The organism is Limosilactobacillus equigenerosi DSM 18793 = JCM 14505 (assembly GCF_001311375.1).
In the GTDB taxonomy this organism is placed as follows: Bacteria; Bacillota; Bacilli; order Lactobacillales; family Lactobacillaceae; genus Limosilactobacillus; species Limosilactobacillus equigenerosi.
Window position 1 is genome coordinate 67,438 of record NZ_BBAS01000005.1, and the last position, 21,763, is coordinate 89,200.

A 21,763-nucleotide genomic window follows, 5' to 3' on the forward strand; every position below is an offset into this window, starting at 1 on the left:
GCTCCTTTGTGCTCTTTTTCTCGCCATAAAACTTTCCTATGACGTTCAGTAAATATCATATCATAACCACCGCAATTTGAAACAGTTAATCGCATAATTATTCCGATAAATCTTGTAAAACGACGTTATCCGCCCCTAAAAGGGTAACTAATTTGGCTTGAACTTGCTCATTTCCTTGCCAATGAAAATTGGTTTGTTGTGCTTGGTTAGTTTGGGCATTATATAAAATAACTGGCACCGGCCCGGAAAATTGCTGCTGAATTTGAGCCAAATCAGCTTGGAATTGCTCAGTATACTGACTTAGCTGCAACCGCAAGACCCAGCGCTGGTTGGAAATTGGGCTTGGACGTCACTCGCTAGTTGTACCTGATCAACAATCAATTGCAAATGATCGTCGCGCCATTCGGTTTTTCCCGTTACCACATAAATTTGGTTGGCTTTTAATTGGCGACCAAATGCCTGGAATTGGCGCGGAAAGACCGTAGCTTCCAAATTCCCCGTATCATCACTCAAGGTTAAAAAGGCCATTGCCTTGCGCTCACGCTTGGTTTGAACTTCCCGCATCCGGTTAACTAAGGCCAGCACCCTGACTTTGCCAGGCCGCAGTTGGGTAATCGCTGGCAATTGTAAGCGCGCCTTTAATTTGGCATATTGATTCACGGGGTGCCCGGATAAGTAAATCCCTAAATATTCACTTTCTTTAGCCAGCCGTTCGGTGAGGGGCCACGCCGGCCGTTGGTTAATAATCGGCGCAAAAGTGGCGGCTAAACTTCCAAACTTCGTCACCCCTTCTAAAAGTCCGGGCAAGGCATCAATTAATTCCGCTCGATTATAGCCGAGTTGATCAAAGGCGCCCACATAAATTAATGGCGCGATATTCTTTTCCGTTTGCCAACGATCATCCAGGCGACTAATAAAGTCATTTAAATTCTGATAATCACCATGAGCTTGGCGCTCGGTTAAAATTGCGTGGATGAAATCGCGGCCGAGGCCCCGAATTGCATTTAAGCCCATCCGTAGTTGACCGTGTTCAAGTGCAAAATCGGCTTGGCTGTGGTTAATGTGCGGATGCAAAATTTTCACCCCGAGGCGTTTGGCCGCTTCAAAGTGAGCCAGTTGCTTATCGGCATTCGCTTCTAATTGCAACAAGGCCGCAAAAAAAGCTTGGGGGCGATGGCGTTTTAAGGCTGCCATTTGAAAGGCCATCTTCGAATAAGCGACTGCGTGGGAGCGGTTAAACCCATAATTAGCAAACCGATCCATATAATCAAAGACTTGCATGGCCACCGCTTGGTCAATTCCCCGCTGTTGCGCCCCTTGCAAGAATTGGTCACGCATCGCTTCCATCACACTTTGCTTCTTCTTCCCCATCGCCCGCCGGAGCATATCGGCTTGCCCGAGACTAAAGCCCGCTAACGTTACGGCTACCTGCATAACTTGTTCTTGGTAGACTAAAATTCCATACGTTGGCGCTAAAATCGGGGCTAATTGGGGCGCCGGATAATTAATCGGCTCTTGGCCATGTTTACGGGCAATAAAGTGCGCAATATTGTCCATGGGACCGGGACGATACAAGGCATTGACGGCTACAATATCTTCAAACCGGTCCGGACGCAATTGCTTTAAGACCCGTCGAATCCCACTTGATTCAAATTGGAACACCCCATCCGTTTCCCCTTGCTGGAATAATTGCAAGGTCGCCCGGTCATTTAAATCCAGCCCGGCTAACGTAAAGGCTGGTTCAGTTTGCCGGATTAACTTTAAGGTCGCATCCACAATTGATAAGTTACGCAAGCCTAAGAAATCCATCTTTAATAACCCTAAGGCCTCCACCGGGTCTTTAGGGAATTGGGTCACTAAAATTCCATTGTCGCGCCCAGTTTGTAACGGTACCGTTTGAATTAACGGTTCATCAGCTAACACCACCCCGGCCGCGTGCGTTGACGCATTCCGTGGCAGGCCTTCTAATTGTTCCGCCGTCGTCACCACTAAGTGAATTAACTCATCATCAGCCATTAAATTTTGTAATGGTTGGGATGCTTTGATAATTTGAGCCAGCGTTAGTTTTTGATTGCCACGTGTTTGGTGGCGAATCATTTGTTGCAATTCCCCAAGTTGATATTTAGGGACTTGTAAGACATTTGCTACGTCATTAATCGCTTGCCGCGCTGCCAACGTCCCAAAGGTAATAATTTGGGCCACACGGTCATGACCATACTTTTGATGGACATAGTCTAACACTTCATCCCGTCGATTATCGGGGAAATCCAAGTCAATATCCGGCATTTGAATCCGTTCTGGATTTAAGAAGCGTTCAAAGAGCAAGTCATATTGTAACGGATCAACATCCGTAATCGCTAACGCATACGCCACTAACGACCCGGCCGCTGATCCCCGCCCTGGTCCAGTCGTAATCTTCGTCCGGTGGGCAAATGCCATCACATCCCAAACAATCAAGAAGTAATCCGCAAAGCCCATTTGGTCAATCGTAGCTAATTCGCGATTTAAGCGTTGTTCGTAATTGACCACCGTTTTACCAGGGGCCAATGTCCGTTGGTTTAAGCCCGCTAAACATTGCGTCCGCAAATAATCAATCGCTGCTTCCCCATTGGGCGTCGGAAATTTTGGTAATACTGGCGCTTGCAACGTTAATTCCCAGTGACACCGCGCCGCTACGGCCGTATTATTCGCGACGGCTTCCCCTAATCCCAAGGCTTCATAAGCTTGTTCAACTTGCGCCGCTGGTTTTAAAAAGGCCGTCCCTAATTGTTGGGCGGCCACTAATGGCTCCGCCACGGCTTGCTTCGCCCCAATCGCATGCAGTACTTGGGTGGCAAAATGATCCGTTGGTTGCAAGTAATCCACCCGCTCGCACGCCACGATTGGTAAGTTCGTTGCTTGGGCCAGCGATTGGACCACCGCACGTTGAGCAGCATCTTGTTCCAAACTAATGCCTAAATACAACCGATCACCAAAGGTTGCTTGCAGGTGATTTAAACTAGCGATTTGTTCGGCATCCGTCGCTAATAATTGGGGCGGAATGACCAATAACAAGTCCTTCGTATCAGCTTGGACCATTTCCCACGCTAAATTAGCTTGGTCGGGCGCGGTTAACTGCTTCGTTGACCACCGCATCAACGTTTGGTAGCCATCCTTTGACATCGCATACGCTAAGACATGCAAACTTTGCGTCATTAACGCTCCAAATTGCAAATGAAATTGAGCGCCCATCAACGGATTCAGCTGTTCCTTCGTTGCCGCTTGATAAAAATCATAGGCCCCGTATAAGACCCGGTCGTCCGCCAGCGCTACGGCTGAATAGCCTTGTTCCTTCACGGCCGTCACTAATTGCTGTGGACGAATCGGACTTTGTAGTAAACTGTACATACTTTTAACTTGCAAGGGAACCATGCTGCCACTCCTTTCAATCTGAATTAATAATTTAAGTATACCAAACCCCACCCGTTCTCGGCGAATTGTTTAATGAAACCGTTCCCTATGTATGCTATAATAGTTAAGATTAATTAAAGAGGTGATATTTATGCGTTTCGTTTGGAAGAATTTCATTGCCCTATTTTGGGGTGCCATTTATGGATTAGTCTTCGGCTACATTGCCAGCCAATTGGAACAAACTTCCGTTGACTACACACGTGTGCCGTTTTAGGGGCCGTTTTAGCCTTAATCTTTGTCAATGTGATTACTTACATTACGAGTCACGCGAACCCAACGCGTAACTCAGACCAATAAAATCGCGGTCGTCTGGTTAACAGGCGACCTTTTTTTTACTAATGATGAAAAAAATTTGGAAATTAACTTTACCGTCCGACCGCACACAAACGGTTCGGCAACTAATCGCAAATTGGGAAATCCCCAAGCGCTACTATTACTTACTCCGCCAGGATCAGCGCATCTTGATTAATGGCCACTACCAATCACCAGATGTAATCGTTCCAGCGGGCAGTCAGGTTACCTTGACAATTGGCGCCGATGACTTTAAGACAAGGCAGGCTTATGTCCCAGATCACCACCGTCAATTACCGGTTTTATTCGAAAATCGCGATGTGGTGGTAATTAATAAACCACGGGGCATTAAGAGCCATCCTAATCAACCGGGAGAAACGGGCACGGTCATGAACTATGCCACCGCCCAATTTGGTACCGCCTATATGGTGCACCGTCTTGATCAGCAGACTTCGGGCGCAATGATGATTGCCAAACACCCATTAGCGGTCCCACTTTTAAATAAACATTTAGTCGATCATTCAATCCACCGTGATTATACAGCGGTCGTTGCCGGTGATTTACAAGGCACGGGCCAAATTACATTACCAATTGGGCAGCACCCAACTGACCCACGAAAACGGCAAGTCGATGGTTTGAACGCGCAACCGGCCATCACGAATTATCAGGTCGTTGCCCATAGCGCGACTAAATCAATCGTTGAACTTAATTTACAAACTGGACGCACCCACCAAATCCGCGTCCATTTAGCCGCCCTGGGGCACCCAATTTTAGGTGACCCGCTCTATCACCCGCACCCCACCGGACCAATGCAACTGCATGCCCATCAGCTAACGTTAGTGTTACCATTTACGCATGAAGTGGTCCAAGTCGCGGCGCCCTTACCACCTGATTTTACCAACTAGGAGGAATTCCCAATGACTAACTTTAAGACAATTGCCTGTTTTGGGACGGGAACAATGGGCAGTGCCATTGCCGCCCAATTTGCTTTAGCGGGCTTTGAAACCAATTTGTTCTTACATCACCCAGACCAACAAGAAACCATTCAAGAGCGCTTAAACGCGATTATTTTAGAAGCGATTGACCATCAATTAACTAATGATAATTTAGTGTCGGTCAATAATAGATTGCACTTCCACGACAATTATGCGGATACCTTGGCGAACGCCGACTTTGTTACGGAGTCAATTAGCGAAGATTTAGCACTCAAACAAACCGTGTGGCACCAAATTGAGCAACACGTTACCCCAACCACAATTTTATCAACGAATACGTCCGGATTGTCGCCGGATGACATCGCCAAGGTCTTAACGCATCCCGAACGCTTTGTCGTCGCCCATTTTTGGAATCCAGCGCAATTAATGCCACTCGTTGAAGTGGTCCCGGGTCAAGCCACGACCGACGCTACGGTCAAGGATACCGTTTCCTTGATGCGCCAACTTGGTAAACATCCGGTCGCCTTAAAGCAAGCCGCCTTAGGTTTTGTTGGCAATCGCATCCAAGCCGCCGTTTTGCGCGAAGCTTTGCACATTGTTGACGAAGGCATTGCCAGTCCCGCAGCAGTGGATGAAGTAGTTAAATACAGTCTGGGACGCCGGTGGAATTTAGTCGGCCCGATTGCGAGCGCTGACTTAGGGGGCCTAGACGTGTTTGATAATATTTCGAAATACTTATATGCCGAATTAGACCACACCACTACCGAAGATCCGCGCTTACAAGCAAAGGTTGCCCACCATGAACTCGGGCTCAAAACGGGCCACGGGTTCTATGACTGGGATGGTGACCAAGGAGCAAGTATCGTGGCGGAACGAAATGCAAAGTTAATTGACGCCTTAAAACATGATCACGATTAAGAGTAAGTGTGTTACAATTCAATCATAAGAATTAGTACACCGGTGTGCAAAATGGATTCAGTTCGTTACTCAATCCGTACCGGTAGCGGGCGCCTAATCAGCGCTCTTTTTTATAACCAAAAAGCGCCAACCCCAAGGAGCCAGCGCAGAAAAATTAGTCACTAAGCAGTTCAATCAAGCCCTGCAAGACCTTTTTAACTATACGTTTTAAGTGCTTACTAGGCACTATAAAAATGAATATGCATATCAAGTGCATGAAGGTCACCTCCTTCTACACTTTTATTCAGGCTTGCTAGACCTGTGATGTGCAATTAAATTATATCACCATTTAAATAAAAAAATTAGCTAATCACGTTAGTAGGTGTTATACTTGTAATATAAAAATGAATATGCTGGTGTGCAAAATGGATTGAATTTGCTACTCAATCCGTACCGGTAGCGAGCGCCTAATCAGCGCTCTTTTTTATTACCTTCAATTAAGATTGCCGTTTCCACAACAAAACGACCACGTCTCTGCTTTTGAGGCGTGGTCGTTTTTACATATAACTAAATAAATTCAAATGGTTCGGTATTTACCGTACTCGTTAGGACCTTAAGATCCCACCCTTGGGCTTGTGACCAATCCATTAACAACGTTGCTAATTGGTGGGCTGCCACCACTTCAATATGGTGTCCCGGATCAACGACCACTAACTCGGCGGCTTGAATATCTTGGGCGACATGATAACTCAAGTCCCCCGTCACATATGCGTCGGCTCCGGCTTCCTTCGCGGCTTGGTAAAAACTCCCGCCCGCGCCACCAAGAATCGCCACACGCTTGATGGTTTTTGCGGTTTCTGGTTGAATTAACCGCACCGCGGGAACCTGAAAGCGTTGCTTAACGAGCTGCGCTAATTCGCTGGGCGTTACGGCCGTTGGTAAATCCCCAATTCGACCCATCCCGACGGCTTCCATCGTATGGGGATCAGCGCCACTAATGGCAAATTTTTCAACTTTCGTTAAACCTAATTGGGCCGCTAGCCAATCATTCATCCCGCCGTTGGCACTATCTAAGTTCGTATGCGCGGAATAAACCGTGATACCATGCGTCAATAAATCCGCATACATTTGGTTTTGTGGGTTTGACAAATCCAAATCTTTGGCTGGTTTAAACATCAACGGATGATGCGAGAAAATGACATCGACCCCTTGTTCAATTGCCTCTTGAACCACCGCGGGACGGACGTCTAAACACGTCATAACGGTTTTAACCTTGGCAGCTGGATTGCCCAATTGCAAACCAACATGATCCCAGTTTTCCGCTAAACTGGGATCGGCAAATAATTCAAATTGCTTAATGATTGCTGGTAACTTCAACATCACCTAAGACCTCCGTAATTAAGTGAATCTTGTGTTGATAATCATTAATCCGGTCGACGGGTGGTTGCGCCGCTTGTTGCATTTGTTGCAACGCAAATTGCATCCGTTGCCGTTCGGCCTGCCACTTTTCCGTAAAGACTGGGCCACCGTGCATGATTAATTCCGGTCCAAACGTTAATTCCCGTTCGTTATAGCGAACTGGCAATAACGTTGGTTCCGCCACGATGATTTCATAAATTTGATCATCTTCGGCGACTAACGTTTCATGCATAATTTCAAAATGGTGGGCAGCTAACCACGCCCGCAAGCCGGGTTCCCCAATATTCGGTTGTAAAATCAAGCGCTTCACGCCCACTAACTTGTCTAAATGGGCCGCTAAAATTTGCTTAATTAACGCCCCGCCCATTCCACAAATTGTAATCGTATCAATATGATCATTCGGTTCAATCGCCGCTAAACCATCTGCTAACCGCGGAATTAACCGGTCAGCTAAGCCATGCCGGCTGACTTCATGCTTGGCATTTTCAAAGGGTCCCTTGACGACTTCCCCAGCAACGGCAAATTCAATCCGGTCGTTCAATAACAAGGCCGCCGGTAAATAAGCATGATCCGAGCCAATATCGGCTAAGCGTGCTCCTTGGGGAACTAAATCCGCCACCACTTGGAGCCGGTGAGATAAATTGGTTGCATCCATAATAATTCCTTTCTCTAAACATCAACTTCATCGCTGAGGCGTTGAATCGATTCCTTCGTCCCAACAATCGTTAACTTATCATTTTCACAAATAATATCAGTAGCTTGCGGCATTTCATTCACTTCATCGTTAGCTTCAATAATTGCCAACACGTTGACCCCGAAGCGTTGCCGTAAGTTTAATTTTTCCAAGGTTTGGTTAATGAACTTTGGATTGCGAATCGTGACTTCGGCGAGCATCATATGATCATTAATGTAAACATAATCCAAGACACTCCGGTTTAATTGGTTAAAAATTAACCGTTCGGCCGTATCATGTTCGGGGCGCACCACGTGATCAGCCCCAATTTTTTTCTAACACCCGGGCATGGTGAATATTTTCCGCCCGACAGGTGACGTCTTTGCCCCCTTGTTCTTTGATCAATAAGGTGGCCATAATACTAGCTTCGATGTTTTGCCCAATCGAGATGTAGACATGATCAAACGACCCCACTGCTAAATCAAGCAAGGCTTCTTCATCTTCGGCGTTGGCTACGACGGCCCGCATGACAATATTAGCCGCTTCATTGATGACTTCAGGATCGTTATCAATTGCCAAGACTTCTTGACCAGCTTTTGCCAAGTGCCGACAAATGGTCATCCCGAATTTCCCGAGTCCAATCACGACATAACTTTCTTTTTTAGCCAATTAAAACACTCTCCTCTGGATAATGGTAGGTTTGCTTTGCTGGTTGGGCGTTAAAAATCGAGAACATCACGGTATAAATTCCAACCCGCCCAATAAACATTAAAATCATAATTACAACTTGACCGACAAAATTTAACGTCGGCGTAATGCCAAGCGAAATCCCGGTCGTCCCGAAGGCTGCCACAGTTTCAAAAATGACGTACGACAATGGATCTTTTTCCGGTAGCGCTTGCGTGGCCACTAAAATCAGCACTGCCAATAAAATCAGCATAAACGATAAGAATAATAAGGTTAAGGCCCGGAAAATATTTTCTTGCGTGAACCGGCGATTGGCTAGGACAGTATCACTTTTACCTCGTAAGGTCGCAATACTTTGCAGGGCGATTAAACCAACCGTGGTGGTTTTAACCCCACCGGCCGTTGACCCTGGCGCCCCACCGATAAACATCATAATCGCCGTCACCGCGATACTCGCGTCCGTCAAGTTTTGATACGGAATTGTCGTCAACCCCGCAGTCCGGGGCGTAATCGCCATAAAAATCGTGTTCATAATCCGATTCAATGGTGACATTTCAGCACTAAAACGCGCTAAGTTGTGCTCCAAAATGAAGTAGACCACTAGCGAAATAAACATTAAGACCGCCCCAGTCCGAAGCGCTAACTTGGTATGTAATGTCATCCGATGCCGTTTGTGATATTCAAGAATATCTTGCCAGACTAAGAACCCAAAGGACCCAGCAATAATCAAACCGGCCGTAATCAATAGGAAGTATGGATCATTCTTAAAGTTTTCCAAGCTATTCCCAAATAAATCGAACCCCGCATTACAAAACGCCGAAATTGACTGGAAGACACTCAACCATAAGCCGTGACGCCAGCCATACTTAGGAACCAAATCAACCGCTAAGAGCGCCGCCCCCGCCCCTTGAATCAATAAGGATAGCCGAATGATCAAGTAAACGACCCGACTTTGCGAGAGGTGATCCAGATTAAGCGCTTCTTGCGTCAACAATTGCGTTGAAATTCGCATTTGCCGTTTGGTAATGATGAACCCCATCACCACAAAGGTCATGAACCCCAGCCCCCCGATTTCAACGAGGAGGGCAATCACCAACTGCCAAACCACGTCCAATGGGTTGCCGTATCAACTAGTAATAAACCCGTCACACATGTCGCACTCGTCGACGTAAATAAAGCGGTCATCCAACTCGTTTCTAGCCCATCACGTGTCGCAATTGGTAATTTTAATAGCAACATCCCAATTAGAATGACGAAGATGAAGCCCGCCGTTAACACTTTCGGGACTGAATATTTCCGATGATTAATTTCAATCAAAAAATCGTTCCTCCTTACATCCCTATCGATTCTACTTGATTTTAGGTGGCTGTGGCAAATGATTTCTTAATGAACATACGGGGTGTTTCACCGGCACGAGCCTGGTGGATAACTAACTTTAACTATGCTCCCCAGCACCAAGCTAGTGGATAGCTAGGATCGCAACCTATTACTAAAAAGCGCCACCCCCGCTACTGCCACCAAATCCACCACTCGAACCACTAGAGAAGCTCCCACTGCCACCGTTCCCGGATCCGGTAACCGCAGTTAAGTTACTCGAGAGCATCCCAGTAAATGACTGGCTTAAATGATGGGTGGCATAAATTTGCCACAAGCTAATATCAGCTTCGAACGCCGTTGCTGGGAATTCCACTTGTAATTGCTTGATAACTTTATTTGCTAAGCCAAACGCCACGGCGTACGGCATCACTTGTTCCCAAAAAAATCAGTTCACCGACGTCTTTGGTCTTAAACTGACCAATATCTTGCAACATATGCTTGAAGCCCCGCACGGCCATCACTTGCTGAGCCCCGTCCTCACTGTACGGACTTAGGCGCCGGCGGATCAGCCAATCACCAAGAACGGTCATGCCACCTGCCCAAGCTAACAGGCCGGCCAGGAGCCAATAACCATGCTCAGTTGGCAGATAATCCCAACAACTCCCCCATAAGAAGCACCACAGCAACATTAAGATCACTGCTAACCACCCCAGGACTGAGCGTAATTGTTTCCGGTTCGCAATTGTAGCTGCATTAAGCTCCCCAGTATGCAACGCCGTTTGGTAGTAACTCTTGGTCCAAGTAGCTAATTCCTTACTAAATTGCGTTGCGGTCGCGTTCGAACTTGTTTTCAGCTGGCTTAACTTAAACGCCTGACCATTCCCAAAATCATTAAATAAGGTTGCTAACAAGGATTTCGCTGGGGTCGTTGGCGTCGTTTGCACCTCATAATCCGGCTTTGCCCCGGCAATTGGGATAATCTTCAATTTCCCTTGGCCCGCTAACCAGGTTAAATAGGCCGGTAGCGCCACCTGGGGGTTAGGGCGTTTGGCGCCATCCAACGTCAGCGCTAACACTGGATCAACCGTTGGAATTGCGTAATTATGTGGTAACTTCGTGGCGCGTTGCACGGGCACCCCTTGTTTTTTTACGCGTCAAACTAAACATCACCCACCCACTTGGGAGCGCAATTATGACACTAATTAACATCCAGGTAATGACTTGCCACCGGTGGCGCTTCGCTGCGGTTTGGCGACTTAAGCGCGCTTCTTGGGTCTGAATTTGGTGCAGGCGGTTTGCATCCCGGCGATTCGAGTTCGAGGGCGTTAACGCGGTGGGAAAAGCGACATGGGTTTCGACAAATTGCCCACTTGGAACAGCTGGCACCGTCATGATGACCCGGCCGGCGTGACGATCAACTTTCGTCTGCCCCGTTAGCGGCCCATGAGTCCACGCTTGCAAGTGATGTACCGGATGGTCGCCTGGTAATTGCACGGTAATCTTGACGTGATTTAAATCACATTCCCAGGCTGACCCAATCACCTTAAAATTCAATTCGGCCATATCGCGCCAGTTCACAATCGCATGTGTTAGCCGGTATTTCAAGGTGACTTGATATGAATCGCCGTCTGAAACTTGATGATAAATCTTAAAGCGGTACTGCTTCCCCGCTTTCGTTAAGTCATAGGCGGGCTTGCCGGCCGGACTCGATACTTGTGGCTTGGTTAAGCGCATGCCTTGGCCGACCGCTTGGTTATAGTAAACGCCACGATGATCACCATCAAACTTAAAACGGATGGTCCGGGTCACATCAATCGAACCATCTGGCTTTACTTGTAAGTTAACGTTCATCTTAGTGACTTCATAATCTGCATCCGCGTTGGCTGGCATCGTTGGCATTAACCACCAAGCCACCACCAGCATGCCTAGGACTACCGTCAACTGCTTAAGAAATCGTTTCATGGCCATTATCCTTTCTTACTGCTGAACGATTACGGGCGCTTGCCTAATTCCCAAAAGGCCACCGCACTTGCTGCTGCGACATTGAGGGAATCAACGCCCACTTGCATCGGAATTTTAATCGTGTAATCACTTTGCTCAATCGTCGTCGCCCGTAATCCTGGCCCTTCGGAACCGAGAATAATTGCAAGCCGGTCAACCTGTCCAAGTTGCGGATCACCAATACTTATCGTGTCGTGCCGTAACGCTAAGGCCGCCGTTTGGTACCCCAGGTCATGGAGCATTGCAATCCCGTTTGCTTCCCAAGTTTCGGCATCAACGTACGTCCATGGTACTTGGAAGACTCCCCCCATACTGGCGCGCGATGACCTCCGATATAAGGGATCACTGGAATCGGAGGTGATTAAGACCCCATCAATTCCGAGGGCAGCCGCCGAGCGAAAAATCGCCCCAACATTGGCGGGATTAACCACGTGTTCCAAGACGGCGAGGCGCGGATGCTCACTTGGCAAACCTTGGATAAAGTCCGCTACTGTCAGCCGCTCCTGGCGCCGAAACACCGCTAACGCCCCGCGTAATAAATTGTAGCCTTTAAGTGATTGCAACAATTCCGTCGGGGCCACATAAATTGGCAACTTGGCCCAATCAACCGTTGTCCCTGTGGCATTGGCTTGGATTTCCGTCGCTAACTCGCTTAAATCGCGGTCTAAAACACTAGCTTCAACCAACATTGACACCGGTTCGTAACCAGCGCGAATCGCGCGTTCAATCACCTTCGGACTTTCGGCGATAAACAAGCCGGGGTGTTGCGGTTGATAATGAAATAACTGCGCCTCGGTTAACTTAGTGTACACGGCCAAATTCGGCTCATCCCAGGTTGAGACCGGAATTAAATTTTCAAACATCATCATTTCCTTTACTTTTTAAAATTTATCTTCATTATAGAAACAATGATCTTCCCCGTCTAGTTCCAATCGATTCGCTAATTAAAAAAAAGGATAAGGTGCCCCCCTAGGCATCTTATCCAGCTAAACTATCGTTTTTACCCTCCGATGTTACAGCAACCATTGTGATCAACCACTTACTATAAGTCAACAAATCCTTAATTTACGGATTGATTGTCCGGCACAAACTTCACTTGATCAACTTGCGGTAGCGTCTGCTTAATCTTGGTCGTTAATTGTGCTTGATCATCATCACTCACCGGCGAATTAACTACAATTTCAACGTCATAACTTTGCCGGACACTGCCCTTTCCCAAAACGTCGTAATTACTTTGGACACTAATCTTAACTAATCGATCATCCAATTCCGTTTTGGCAATTCGCCGGATTTTGGCTAACTTTTTAGTAACATTAAGTTCTTGTTGCGCCTGATAATCTTTCCGATTGTCATTAATTAAATTGTTGAGATAGCGATTATAATCCCGACTGGTTAATTCATTTAAATCCGCCACTTGGATAATTTCTAAATCATAGGCTTGTAAATGATACTGCCGCCGAGCCGCCATGATTTGCTGAATTTGATCTTGATTTAAATTGACCTGGGCAACGGACAACCGAATTTGCTTCGCTTTCAGATCAACTGATTGCGCAATAATCGTCCCATGCTTAATTTTGTCATCAATCAAAGCTTGGATGTTGCGTTGGGCGACTGTCGCTTGCACAACTTGTTTCGTCGTGATAGCACTCGGAATCCCGCCTAAAATAATCAGCAGAATCGTTAAAATCCGCATGACAGGACGGCGCTCAATCCCGCGAGTTTCCCGCCGATAGATTAACTTCACCCCAATAATGGCCGTTAGCATAATAAAAAAATGAATTAATTAAAAAGAGGTACAACGCGCCCCCAAAGTACGACCAATTACCTTGGGATAACCCATATCCCGCCGTACATAAAGGGGGCATTAACGCCGTGGCAATCGCCACTCCTGGCACAATATTATTAGCTTGACATTTGGTCGCTCCAATCACCCCGGCCGTTCCCCCGAAGATGGCAATTAACATATCCCACAGTGTTGGCGCCGTCCGATTTAAAATTTCACTCCCTCCCGTCGTAATCGGGGTTAATTTGAAATATATAGCTGACGCTAATAAACTAATTGCGACCTCAATCAATAACGTCGCGCCCGCTTTGACAAATAACGGGCGTCGCGAAGCCACAATCCCAACCCCTAATCCTAAAATCGGCCCCATTAACGGCGAAATTAACATCGCTCCAATGATCGTCGCCACCGAGTTCATGTTCAAGCCGACACTGGCAATCCCAATCGCACACGTTAAAATCACCAAGTCCATTAACTGCAACTGACTGTCGGCCGTAATTTGGGCCACAAATTCATGATACCGATACTGCTTCGTTTCATCCATTGGCCTTAATCCCTCATCTCCATAATTGATTAAATTATTTTTTAGTATATCGCAAACAGCAAGAAAACGACTAACCCGATTTGGTTAGTCTTTTTTTGAGTTGGTCTCCTTATGTCGGAGATAAGTAAATTCGACTGTAAGATTGAGATTCATCTTTAATCACAAATCCATATTCATTGGTTAAATCACTCAAAGAAGTTCCTTTAACGAGGTTATCGATGATAAATTGAGCCTGTTTTTTTGATTAATCTCTGCTCCTTTATGATTGTTTGTTCGTACAAGCGTATAAATACACTTGAATTTGGTTCAATCACTTCAATAAAGTATGTTTCGTTATTAACAGATTGTTGAGTATCAATCTGATTTAATTCGTGACCATCAACAATTGAAACATTCATCTTATGACGATTAAACCCGTACGTAATCAAAAATTCCACTATGGAAACAATGCTACTGATTGCAGTACCAAACGACCCCCAATTTTTAATTATCCATGTAATCATGACAACAACCCTACTATTTCATCAATCTTATCAGCAATCCGCCGTTGTTCGTCAAAAGACGGCAACGGAATTAAAAATTTACTAATTTTATCTTTCGAAATATTAGGTTGCGCCCCACCACTGCCTAACTCAATTAACTTCTTTCTTGAATTTAGTAACCAATAAAAAAACATACCAATTAAATACACCATTAAAAGGTGTCATTCCACAGCAAGCTTGATTTGTAGTTAATGGAAAATTCCCGACAATCCCTAACTTACCAATTGTCGCACCATACATTGCAATCAAAATATTACCAGGATTATTAATTTTTACAGAAGTATCAACTAATGCTTGCTCAGTAATTCTTTCAGAAACCTCCTTTATTATTCCATCATCAAATCCCCTGTTTTTAACCATGGAATACTACCATTTTCATAATATAAATTATTTTTTTTCTAGAAGGTGTTGCTCCAGCTTGCCAAACACCTAAATTCCCCAACCGTACCCATTCCCAACTATCCGGAATATCAAACGGCTTTTCATCTTCCGTAACTGCCGGTAATGTAGCTTGTTTCTTGATTTTCTTTGCTTTTACCAACTCAGCCTTTTCAGCTTGAATCTGTTTCAATAATTCACTCGCTGTTTCATCCGTTGGATCTTGGTTAACCAACTTTCCTTTCATCGCTAATTCCAGCACCTTTTTTTGCAACGCTTTTTGCAAATCATCATACCGGTTTTGCGACACTTCAATTTGATCAACTAACTCAAACAACTCATCGATTTTGTCTGCAATTCGCCGTTGTTCGTTAAAAGATGGAAGAGGGATTAGCAGTAACCTCATTTTATTAGGATTAAATCGAGGTAAGTTAACTCCAGATGTCTCTTGGCTAATAATAGATTGAACATATCTACTATTTATTACATTTAACAAAAATTTATTTTCACAATTAATCCCGTTAAATGGAATTAATTCTGACGTACAATATCCGTTATCTGGAGCAATTAAATTTTTTTTAAGATAAGGTCGTAACTTACTAAATAAAATCTGTCCTTTATTATATCCATACTTGTTACTTTTAGGTTTATCTTTAGTAACTTTGTAATTAATTATTTTCCCAGTATCGCTTTCAATATCTGCCAACTCTAAAATGTGTATATCTTGTTTTATGTCATAAGGTGAATAAGACTTGGCACTTCCAATATTTGATATTTCCCCTAGCCGTACCCATTCCCAACTATCCGGAATTGCAAACGGCTTTTCATCTTCCGTAACTGCTGGCAATGTGGGTTGTTTTTTTAATCTTCTTTGCTTTTACCAACTCAGCCTTTTCAGCTTGAATCTGTTTTAACAATTCACTCGCCGGTTCATCCATTGGATCTTGGTTCACTAGTTTCCCTTGCATGGCTAAAGTTAGGATGCGTTGCTTTAATGCTTTTGTATCAAGTTTATTCATCCGCCACATCCCCTAACAAGTGTTCTAATTGCTTAACAGCAGTTGCGATTGCATCAGATTGATCTTTCATTTCGCCCAATAATTCTTGTAAGGTTCGATTATCGGCTTCATCATTATCCGTCATCCAACTAATATCCAAATTTGTATTTGGCCGTGCTTTAATTTCATCAATTGAAAATTCACGCCACCGACCATTTGGATTACTTTCCTTATCATACGTAGCTTTCCGCATTTCTGCTTGATAAAGTTGTTCAAATTCTGCAAAATCTTGCTTATTTAAGGGATTTCGCTTTCCAAATGAGCGCATTTGATATCGTAAGTCATATATCCAGACAGATTTCGTTTGGTCTTGATCTGTCGTACCACGATCAAAAAATAAGACGTTAGTTTGAACCCCTGGGGCATAAAAAAAATTCCTGATGGCAAACGTAAAATTGTATGTAAGTTGCATTTATTCATTAAATCTAAGCGAATTTGTTCCCCTGTATTACTTTCAAATAGTACATTATCGGGAACTACGACCGCCGCCCGGGCATGGCCAGATTTATTTAATGAGTTATAGATTGTCTGTAAGAAATTTAATTGTTTGTTTTTGGTTGGATAGGTTAAATCATCACGCGTAGCACGCTCCCCGCCTTTTTTTTCGTTCCAAATGGTGGGTTAGCCAAAACCACATCAAAATTCTTCATCCATTTCCCAGTTGCCGATAATGAATCGCCTAACACAAAATGACCATCCATTCCATGCAAATATTCATTCATTAACGCTAACCGATATGTATTAGGCACTAATTCCATTCCTGAAAAAGCCTCATACTTTTGAAATTTTTGTTGAGTGACATTTAAATCAAAATAATCATCAGTTTGGGCACGTAAATACTGATTAGCGGCAATCATAAATCCAAACGTCCCTGCTGCTGGATCATTTAAACGTTCCCCAATTTTCGGTTTGATCATCCGCACCATCATGTTAATTAATGGTCGTGGGGTAAAATATTGTCCAGCCCCAGACTTAGTTTCTTCAACACTTTTTTTCCAGCAACCCTTCATATAATGCTCCTAAACCATCTTCACTAGCTGAAAACCAATCTAACGCATCTAAATCTTTAATAATCTTTTCTAAGTTCGCTGGTTCACTAATATTCGTTGACGCATTTGCGTAAATGGAATTTAATTTCTTACTTTTAGTTTTTTTCAGCATCACCTAAATCTAGTAATAATTGCCGATAAAATTTTTGTAAATCGAGACCTTCCCGTTTAACTAATTCGTCCCACCGATATTGGCTTGGGATTTGATCTTCTTGTTCTTGCTCTTTGCTCATTTTTAAAAATAGTAAATAGGTTAACTCGGTTAAATAGTCTTGGCTACTAATTCCGTCATCACGTAAAACATTACTTTCATTCCAAAGTTGTTGTACGATTTCCTGGTTATTCATTTTAATCAATTCTCCTATCCAAACATCACATCATTAATCAGATTAATGATTTCATCAGCTTTTCCATCAAGATCTTTATTAATTCGGTTATAACCACCTTTTTCTCTAAATATATCGTTATCATTGAATGCCATCTTGGCGGTCGGACCTAGAACATTATTCTCACGCAATTGGCTTTCAATTCGGCGAAGCCATTTCTTTTGTTTATCATTCCAATCAGCTAGGTTATATACTTTTTTCATCGCACGACTGATTAATTCATCTTCATCTTGTAATGGTGTTCCTAACGCCGCTTGGCGAATAAAACTAATGATATTAGCAGCGGTATTCTGATGATGTTCTTGCTTCCAAGCTTTTTGTAAATCTGTTTCATTAAATCCTTTAAATACCAGAACACGCTCAATTTCTTGTAAATCCTGTAATTTTAAATCCCGTGGTCTAGATTTAGCAGTAACGTATATCCCAACTTTTTCATTGACTGCATGTTGGACAAATTGATTAAATTCTTCTAAATAATCACTTGATGTTGTAACACCATCATTCCCAAAACCGGGTTTATCCGATACAACCTGATCCTCATCGTATGAAACAATTACACGCCTTTTCATTACCCGGTAATCATTTAAAACATTGATTTCTTCTTCAAATTGACTTAATTCACCTAATGTTAATGTTTGCAAATTTCGAACCCAACCTAACAAATCAGGAATTTGTAATCCATCCTCAAGCTCATTAATTTGCTCACTACTCAATCGACTACATTTACGTTGTAATTTTGCCGTTAATTGTTCTAGATATTCATGATATGCATCTTCACTTGTTGCCCCGACAGCTAGTTCATACAGTTCTTTAATGGATCGGTTAATATTCTTAGATTGAATAACCTGATTCATTGCCGTAAAAGATTTCATTGCTTTATATTGGCCAACTGCATCGTAAATTTTAAAGTGATCTACTTCGACATCAGGACATAATCGGGTTGCCCGTCCCAACATTTGTTCAAATAATACCCGTGATTTAACACGCCGTAAAAAAACTAAATTAGTGATTGATGGAATATCAATTCCTGTCGTTAATAAGTCAACCGTTACCACAATATTAGGGAATTGTTCATTATTAAACTGCTTAATATGATCTTCTCGATGCCTATCTTTCCCGGTAATTTTCATAATTGCATTTATAGGAACTGGATTATCCGCAGCTTCAAACGCTTCATTTAATAACGAAACTATTTTATCCGCATGACTATCACGAGTAGCAAAAATTAAGGTTTTACCAAGTTCTGGATCGTTAGGATCTAATTGCTTTGTTAAATACGATGCAATTTCTCGATTAAATCCTGTATTATCAACTTTAATATTAAAATCATCGACTTCAAAATCAATATCATCTGACAATACATCAGTGTCAACTTGATGTGAATCATAATCAAATACCGTAACTTCAGCGCCCTTTTTAAAATGCAATCCATTTTGTGACTGCTCAGTCTCCAAGATAATCGGTGCATCATGATCCATTAAATAGCCATCTAAAACCGCTTGACGATAAGAATAACTATATACTGGATTACCAAATATTTTGATTGTATTTAGTGTCGGCGTTGCTGTCATTCCAATCGCTACTGCATCGAAATAATCTACAACCCGTCGATATTGACTGACATAATCATTATGATCATAAAATTCCATTTCATCATCAGTCATTTCTTTATCTTCAAAATATCCTCGATGCGCTTCATCCACAATTACAAAATCATACATTCCAGGTGTTATCTCAGTCTCGCCATTATGGAATAATCGTTTCACCATCCCTTGAACAGTCGCAATTTGAATTTTAGTTGTCATTTCTGGCAATATCTCTTCAAAGGTTTTAACACCAAAAATACTAGAAATTGATTGTTGTTCAATGCGATTATCTGTTAACGCATTATTTGTTTGAGTTGCTAACGATTGACGATCAACCAAATATAAAATTCGCCGGGCCCGCTTATGTTTTAATAACCGATACATTAACGAGATTGCTGTCCGTGTTTTACCGGTTCCGGTTGCCATCGCCAATAATATTCGCGATTGATGATTTGCAACAGCAGATTCAATTGCTTGAATCGCTCTATTTGATATTTACGATTAGCAAATTCAGGGAAATCAGCATCTTTATGTAATTCTTGATTGGCATCTTCTTCTGGTTTTGCAGATAATTTTTGTTTTAAATCGTCAGGGCTATGCCAAGCTGGTAACGCCTCTGGTGCATGTTTTGGATTTCGAGCATTCCAAAACCAAATTCCCGATTCGGTTTTAACTTGAGCTAAATATGGACGACCATTCGTACTATAAATAAATGGAACTTCTTCCCCTGTTTCTTCAATTGCATCTTTAAAATAGTCATATGACTGTTGTAAAGCAGATGTGCTGACTGTTTCATCTGGCTTCTTTGCTTCGACAATTCCAACAAATTGTTTCCCAATAAAAAGGGCGTAATCTGCTTTCTTTCCATTGTTAAATCGCCATTCAGAAATCGCTTTATTCTTATTTTTCTCTGGACGAGCTCCGTTTGCTTGTGTTAACTGATTAGTATCTACTTCCCAACCAACTTCCCGTAGTTGATTGTCAATTAATCGGCGGTTTTCTGCCTCTGTCAAAGGATGATTCTTAGCAAATAATTGATTTAACTTTTTCCGTTTAACTTTTGCTTCCGGCGTTAAATCAATTGGAGACAGTTTAGGTTGATATGAATCAATTTGAGCTTCGAGCTCTGCAATCCGTTTTTCTTGTGCTTGAATTTGCTGCTCTTGTTCAGCGGTTAATTGTTCATGATTTACTGGTGTTTGATATTCAGCAACCGTTTCTTGCGTATACGTATTAATAAACCACTCCCATACGGTAACGGCATACTTATCAATTGCTAATGCTAGTTTGACCAATTCTTCATTTGTGTATTTTTTTTACGTAATTCAGCATGGGTACTCTTATTACGATATTTGCGCATTCCTTCTAATCGTGTAATTAATTCATGAGGATAATCGCCGGAACTAGTTCGCATTAAATTAATTCGATCATACTGTTTTGAATAATCACCTAATCCATCTAACTCAAAAATTAAGATTGTTAAATATTCCGCAAATTGTCCAAAGGCAGTTAAACTAGTTAACGGACTGGTATAAATTGTTAATTCAGCTGAATATGCAATTTTCTGAGTTTGATCGTATTCAGCATCTAAATTTTCTACTTGGAAATTAGCCATTACGCCACCCCCATTTCACTTGAGACGAAGGCAACAAAAAAGGATCCAGTAACCCCATTTGTTACTGAATCCGCGATTGATTGCTTGACAAAAAGACGTTGACTATTTACATAATCAGCGTGAGTTGAGTTGAGTTGAGTTGAGTTGAGTTGAGTTGAGTTGAGTTGAGTTGAGTTGAGTTGAGTTGAGTTGAGTTGAGTTGAGTACTCATCCGTCTGCTCCTTTTAGATTTAATCGTTATAAATATAAGTATACTCCCAAATCTTAGCATTTCATAACTTTTCTAGCGTTCCAAAAAAAAGGCGACCTACCACCTTGGTAAGTCGCCCATCTACATCTTCTTCACTTATCCTTCTACCATTACATCCCCGACCGAATACAATGCCACTTGACCGGCTAATGACACCCGTTCACCATTCATTTTGACTTTCAACACGCCGCCCCGCTCAGAAGCTTGGTACGCCATTAATTGATTTTTGCCCAAGCGTTGGGTCCAGTACGGTACTAAATGACAATGCCCAACGCCACAAACGGGATCTTCATCAATTAAATGCTTCGGCGCAAAACTCCGGGCTACGTAATCAAACTCATCCTGCCCCGGCGCGGTCACATGGACTAACACCCCTGGTAAGGCTTTGACTTTCGGAATGTCCGGTGTCATTGTTTGGACTTGGGCTACCGTATCAAATATGCAAACTAAATCGCGCCCTAAATAGGCTGCCGTTGGGGTAACCCCAAGCGCTTCACTCATCGCTGCCGTCACTGGCACCGGGGTTAAAGCATACTTTGGAAAGTCCATCGCTAACCAATCGCCATCCTTAGTCACGGTTAATTCACCGGCTAAAGTATTAAACGTTAATTGCGTCGCCGTCGTTTCCACAAACTTAAATAACACGTACGCCGTCCCAAGCGTCGCGTGCCCGCATAATTCAATTTCGCCGGCCGGCGTAAACCACCGTAAGTGCCACTGCCCGGCTTCCTTGACCACAAACGCGGTATCGGAGAAATTATTCTCCCGGGCCATTTGGTGCAAGATTTCATCCACTAACCAGTGATCTAACAAACACACGGCCGCCTGGTTACCGTGAAAAACTTGGTCGGTAAAGGCATCAATTACATATTGTTTCATCTTCATTTTCCTACTTAATCTGG

The 21,763-nt window shown here is 43.3% G+C and carries 22 protein-coding genes and 4 pseudogenes; 3 read left to right on the forward strand and 23 right to left on the reverse strand.

The window, feature by feature from the left end; all coding sequences use genetic code 11:
- Nucleotides 1–97 precede the first annotated feature (97 nt).
- Nucleotides 98–3,411 (reverse strand): annotated as a pseudogene (gene dnaE / locus JCM14505_RS03845) (DNA polymerase III subunit alpha).
- Between the two features lie 130 nt (nucleotides 3,412–3,541).
- Here dnaE and JCM14505_RS09480 point away from each other — a divergent pair.
- From JCM14505_RS09480 to JCM14505_RS03860, 3 genes are all read left to right on the forward strand, one after another.
- Nucleotides 3,542–3,664, forward strand: a complete 123-nt coding sequence (locus JCM14505_RS09480) for a DUF2929 family protein (RefSeq protein WP_225352250.1) — start codon at nucleotides 3,542–3,544, stop codon at nucleotides 3,662–3,664.
- Between the two features lie 124 nt (nucleotides 3,665–3,788).
- Entirely contained in the window at nucleotides 3,789–4,646 is an 858-nt protein-coding gene (locus JCM14505_RS03855) for an RluA family pseudouridine synthase (RefSeq protein WP_054653070.1), read from the forward strand.
- 12 nt (nucleotides 4,647–4,658) lie between these two features.
- Nucleotides 4,659–5,594: a 3-hydroxyacyl-CoA dehydrogenase family protein gene (locus JCM14505_RS03860; RefSeq protein WP_054653071.1), complete on the forward strand. Its 936-nt coding sequence runs from the start codon at nucleotides 4,659–4,661 to the stop codon at nucleotides 5,592–5,594.
- A gap of 546 nt (nucleotides 5,595–6,140) precedes the next feature.
- Here the strand turns inward: JCM14505_RS03860 and JCM14505_RS03865 are convergent.
- From JCM14505_RS03865 to JCM14505_RS03945, 22 genes and pseudogenes are all read right to left on the reverse strand, one after another.
- The gene (locus tag JCM14505_RS03865; protein WP_054653073.1) at nucleotides 6,141–6,953 is read right to left on the reverse strand and encodes a Nif3-like dinuclear metal center hexameric protein; all 813 of its coding nucleotides are present in this window, start codon (nucleotides 6,951–6,953) and stop codon (nucleotides 6,141–6,143) included.
- A complete protein-coding gene (locus JCM14505_RS03870) occupies nucleotides 6,928–7,647 on the reverse strand; it encodes a tRNA (adenine(22)-N(1))-methyltransferase (protein WP_054653075.1) in 720 nt (239 codons plus the stop codon). Before JCM14505_RS03870 ends, JCM14505_RS03865 begins: the two co-directional genes overlap by 26 nt.
- A 14-nt stretch (nucleotides 7,648–7,661) precedes the next feature.
- A pseudogene (locus JCM14505_RS10370) lies at nucleotides 7,662–8,334 on the reverse strand (potassium channel family protein).
- Nucleotides 8,327–9,669 (reverse strand): annotated as a pseudogene (locus JCM14505_RS03880) (TrkH family potassium uptake protein). Before JCM14505_RS03880 ends, JCM14505_RS10370 begins: the two co-directional pseudogenes overlap by 8 nt.
- A gap of 172 nt (nucleotides 9,670–9,841) precedes the next feature.
- Nucleotides 9,842–10,096 carry a hypothetical protein gene (locus tag JCM14505_RS03885; RefSeq protein WP_054653078.1) on the reverse strand — a complete coding sequence of 85 codons (255 nt, stop codon included), beginning with the start codon at nucleotides 10,094–10,096 and terminating at the stop codon, nucleotides 9,842–9,844.
- Complete coding sequence (locus tag JCM14505_RS09980; RefSeq protein ID WP_054653080.1) at nucleotides 10,062–10,799, reverse strand: DUF2207 family protein; 738 nt, start codon at nucleotides 10,797–10,799, stop codon at nucleotides 10,062–10,064. The genes JCM14505_RS03885 and JCM14505_RS09980 overlap by 35 nt, the downstream gene beginning before the upstream one ends.
- Nucleotides 10,771–11,631: a DUF2207 domain-containing protein gene (locus JCM14505_RS09985; RefSeq protein WP_054653082.1), complete on the reverse strand. Its 861-nt coding sequence runs from the start codon at nucleotides 11,629–11,631 to the stop codon at nucleotides 10,771–10,773. The genes JCM14505_RS09980 and JCM14505_RS09985 overlap by 29 nt, the downstream gene beginning before the upstream one ends.
- A 29-nt stretch (nucleotides 11,632–11,660) precedes the next feature.
- Nucleotides 11,661–12,533 carry a TrmH family RNA methyltransferase gene (locus tag JCM14505_RS03900; RefSeq protein ID WP_054653084.1) on the reverse strand — a complete coding sequence of 291 codons (873 nt, stop codon included), beginning with the start codon at nucleotides 12,531–12,533 and terminating at the stop codon, nucleotides 11,661–11,663.
- A 197-nt stretch (nucleotides 12,534–12,730) separates the two neighbouring features.
- Nucleotides 12,731–13,435: a hypothetical protein gene (locus tag JCM14505_RS03905; RefSeq protein ID WP_162200490.1), complete on the reverse strand. Its 705-nt coding sequence runs from the start codon at nucleotides 13,433–13,435 to the stop codon at nucleotides 12,731–12,733.
- Nucleotides 13,377–13,997: a DUF389 domain-containing protein gene (locus tag JCM14505_RS03910; protein WP_054653088.1), complete on the reverse strand. Its 621-nt coding sequence runs from the start codon at nucleotides 13,995–13,997 to the stop codon at nucleotides 13,377–13,379. The genes JCM14505_RS03905 and JCM14505_RS03910 overlap by 59 nt, the downstream gene beginning before the upstream one ends.
- Nucleotides 13,998–14,496: 499 nt before the next feature.
- Nucleotides 14,497–14,691, reverse strand: a complete 195-nt coding sequence (locus tag JCM14505_RS09500; RefSeq protein ID WP_369395366.1) for a restriction endonuclease subunit S — start codon at nucleotides 14,689–14,691, stop codon at nucleotides 14,497–14,499.
- On the reverse strand, nucleotides 14,630–14,899 hold the full coding sequence (locus JCM14505_RS09505) for a restriction endonuclease subunit S domain-containing protein (protein ID WP_225352254.1): 270 nt from the start codon (nucleotides 14,897–14,899) through the stop codon (nucleotides 14,630–14,632). The genes JCM14505_RS09500 and JCM14505_RS09505 overlap by 62 nt, the downstream gene beginning before the upstream one ends.
- On the reverse strand, nucleotides 14,892–15,764 hold the full coding sequence (locus JCM14505_RS09510; protein WP_225352255.1) for a restriction endonuclease subunit S: 873 nt from the start codon (nucleotides 15,762–15,764) through the stop codon (nucleotides 14,892–14,894). Before JCM14505_RS09510 ends, JCM14505_RS09505 begins: the two co-directional genes overlap by 8 nt.
- Nucleotides 15,742–15,936: a hypothetical protein gene (locus tag JCM14505_RS03925; protein WP_054653093.1), complete on the reverse strand. Its 195-nt coding sequence runs from the start codon at nucleotides 15,934–15,936 to the stop codon at nucleotides 15,742–15,744. The genes JCM14505_RS09510 and JCM14505_RS03925 overlap by 23 nt, the downstream gene beginning before the upstream one ends.
- Nucleotides 15,929–16,590: pseudogene (locus tag JCM14505_RS10375) on the reverse strand (N-6 DNA methylase). Before JCM14505_RS10375 ends, JCM14505_RS03925 begins: the two are co-directional and overlap by 8 nt.
- Nucleotides 16,542–16,985 (reverse strand): HsdM family class I SAM-dependent methyltransferase, encoded by a 444-nt coding sequence (locus JCM14505_RS10380; protein ID WP_369395369.1) that lies wholly within the window; start codon nucleotides 16,983–16,985, stop codon nucleotides 16,542–16,544. The pseudogene JCM14505_RS10375 and the gene JCM14505_RS10380 overlap by 49 nt, the downstream one beginning before the upstream one ends.
- On the reverse strand, nucleotides 16,957–17,136 hold the full coding sequence (locus JCM14505_RS10385) for a Clp protease/crotonase-like domain-containing protein (protein WP_369395371.1): 180 nt from the start codon (nucleotides 17,134–17,136) through the stop codon (nucleotides 16,957–16,959). Before JCM14505_RS10385 ends, JCM14505_RS10380 begins: the two co-directional genes overlap by 29 nt.
- A complete protein-coding gene (locus JCM14505_RS10390; RefSeq protein WP_369395373.1) occupies nucleotides 17,120–17,371 on the reverse strand; it encodes a type I restriction-modification system subunit M N-terminal domain-containing protein in 252 nt (83 codons plus the stop codon). Before JCM14505_RS10390 ends, JCM14505_RS10385 begins: the two co-directional genes overlap by 17 nt.
- A 14-nt stretch (nucleotides 17,372–17,385) precedes the next feature.
- Entirely contained in the window at nucleotides 17,386–19,428 is a 2,043-nt protein-coding gene (hsdR, locus tag JCM14505_RS03935; protein WP_263848948.1) for a type I restriction-modification system endonuclease, read from the reverse strand.
- The gene (locus JCM14505_RS09515) at nucleotides 19,380–20,291 is read right to left on the reverse strand and encodes a type I restriction endonuclease (protein WP_225352256.1); all 912 of its coding nucleotides are present in this window, start codon (nucleotides 20,289–20,291) and stop codon (nucleotides 19,380–19,382) included. Before JCM14505_RS09515 ends, hsdR begins: the two co-directional genes overlap by 49 nt.
- A complete protein-coding gene (locus JCM14505_RS09520; protein ID WP_054653095.1) occupies nucleotides 20,279–20,611 on the reverse strand; it encodes a hypothetical protein in 333 nt (110 codons plus the stop codon). Before JCM14505_RS09520 ends, JCM14505_RS09515 begins: the two co-directional genes overlap by 13 nt.
- A 346-nt stretch (nucleotides 20,612–20,957) precedes the next feature.
- Complete coding sequence (locus tag JCM14505_RS03945; protein WP_054653097.1) at nucleotides 20,958–21,740, reverse strand: PhzF family phenazine biosynthesis protein; 783 nt, start codon at nucleotides 21,738–21,740, stop codon at nucleotides 20,958–20,960.
- Nucleotides 21,741–21,763: the final 23 nt, after the last annotated feature.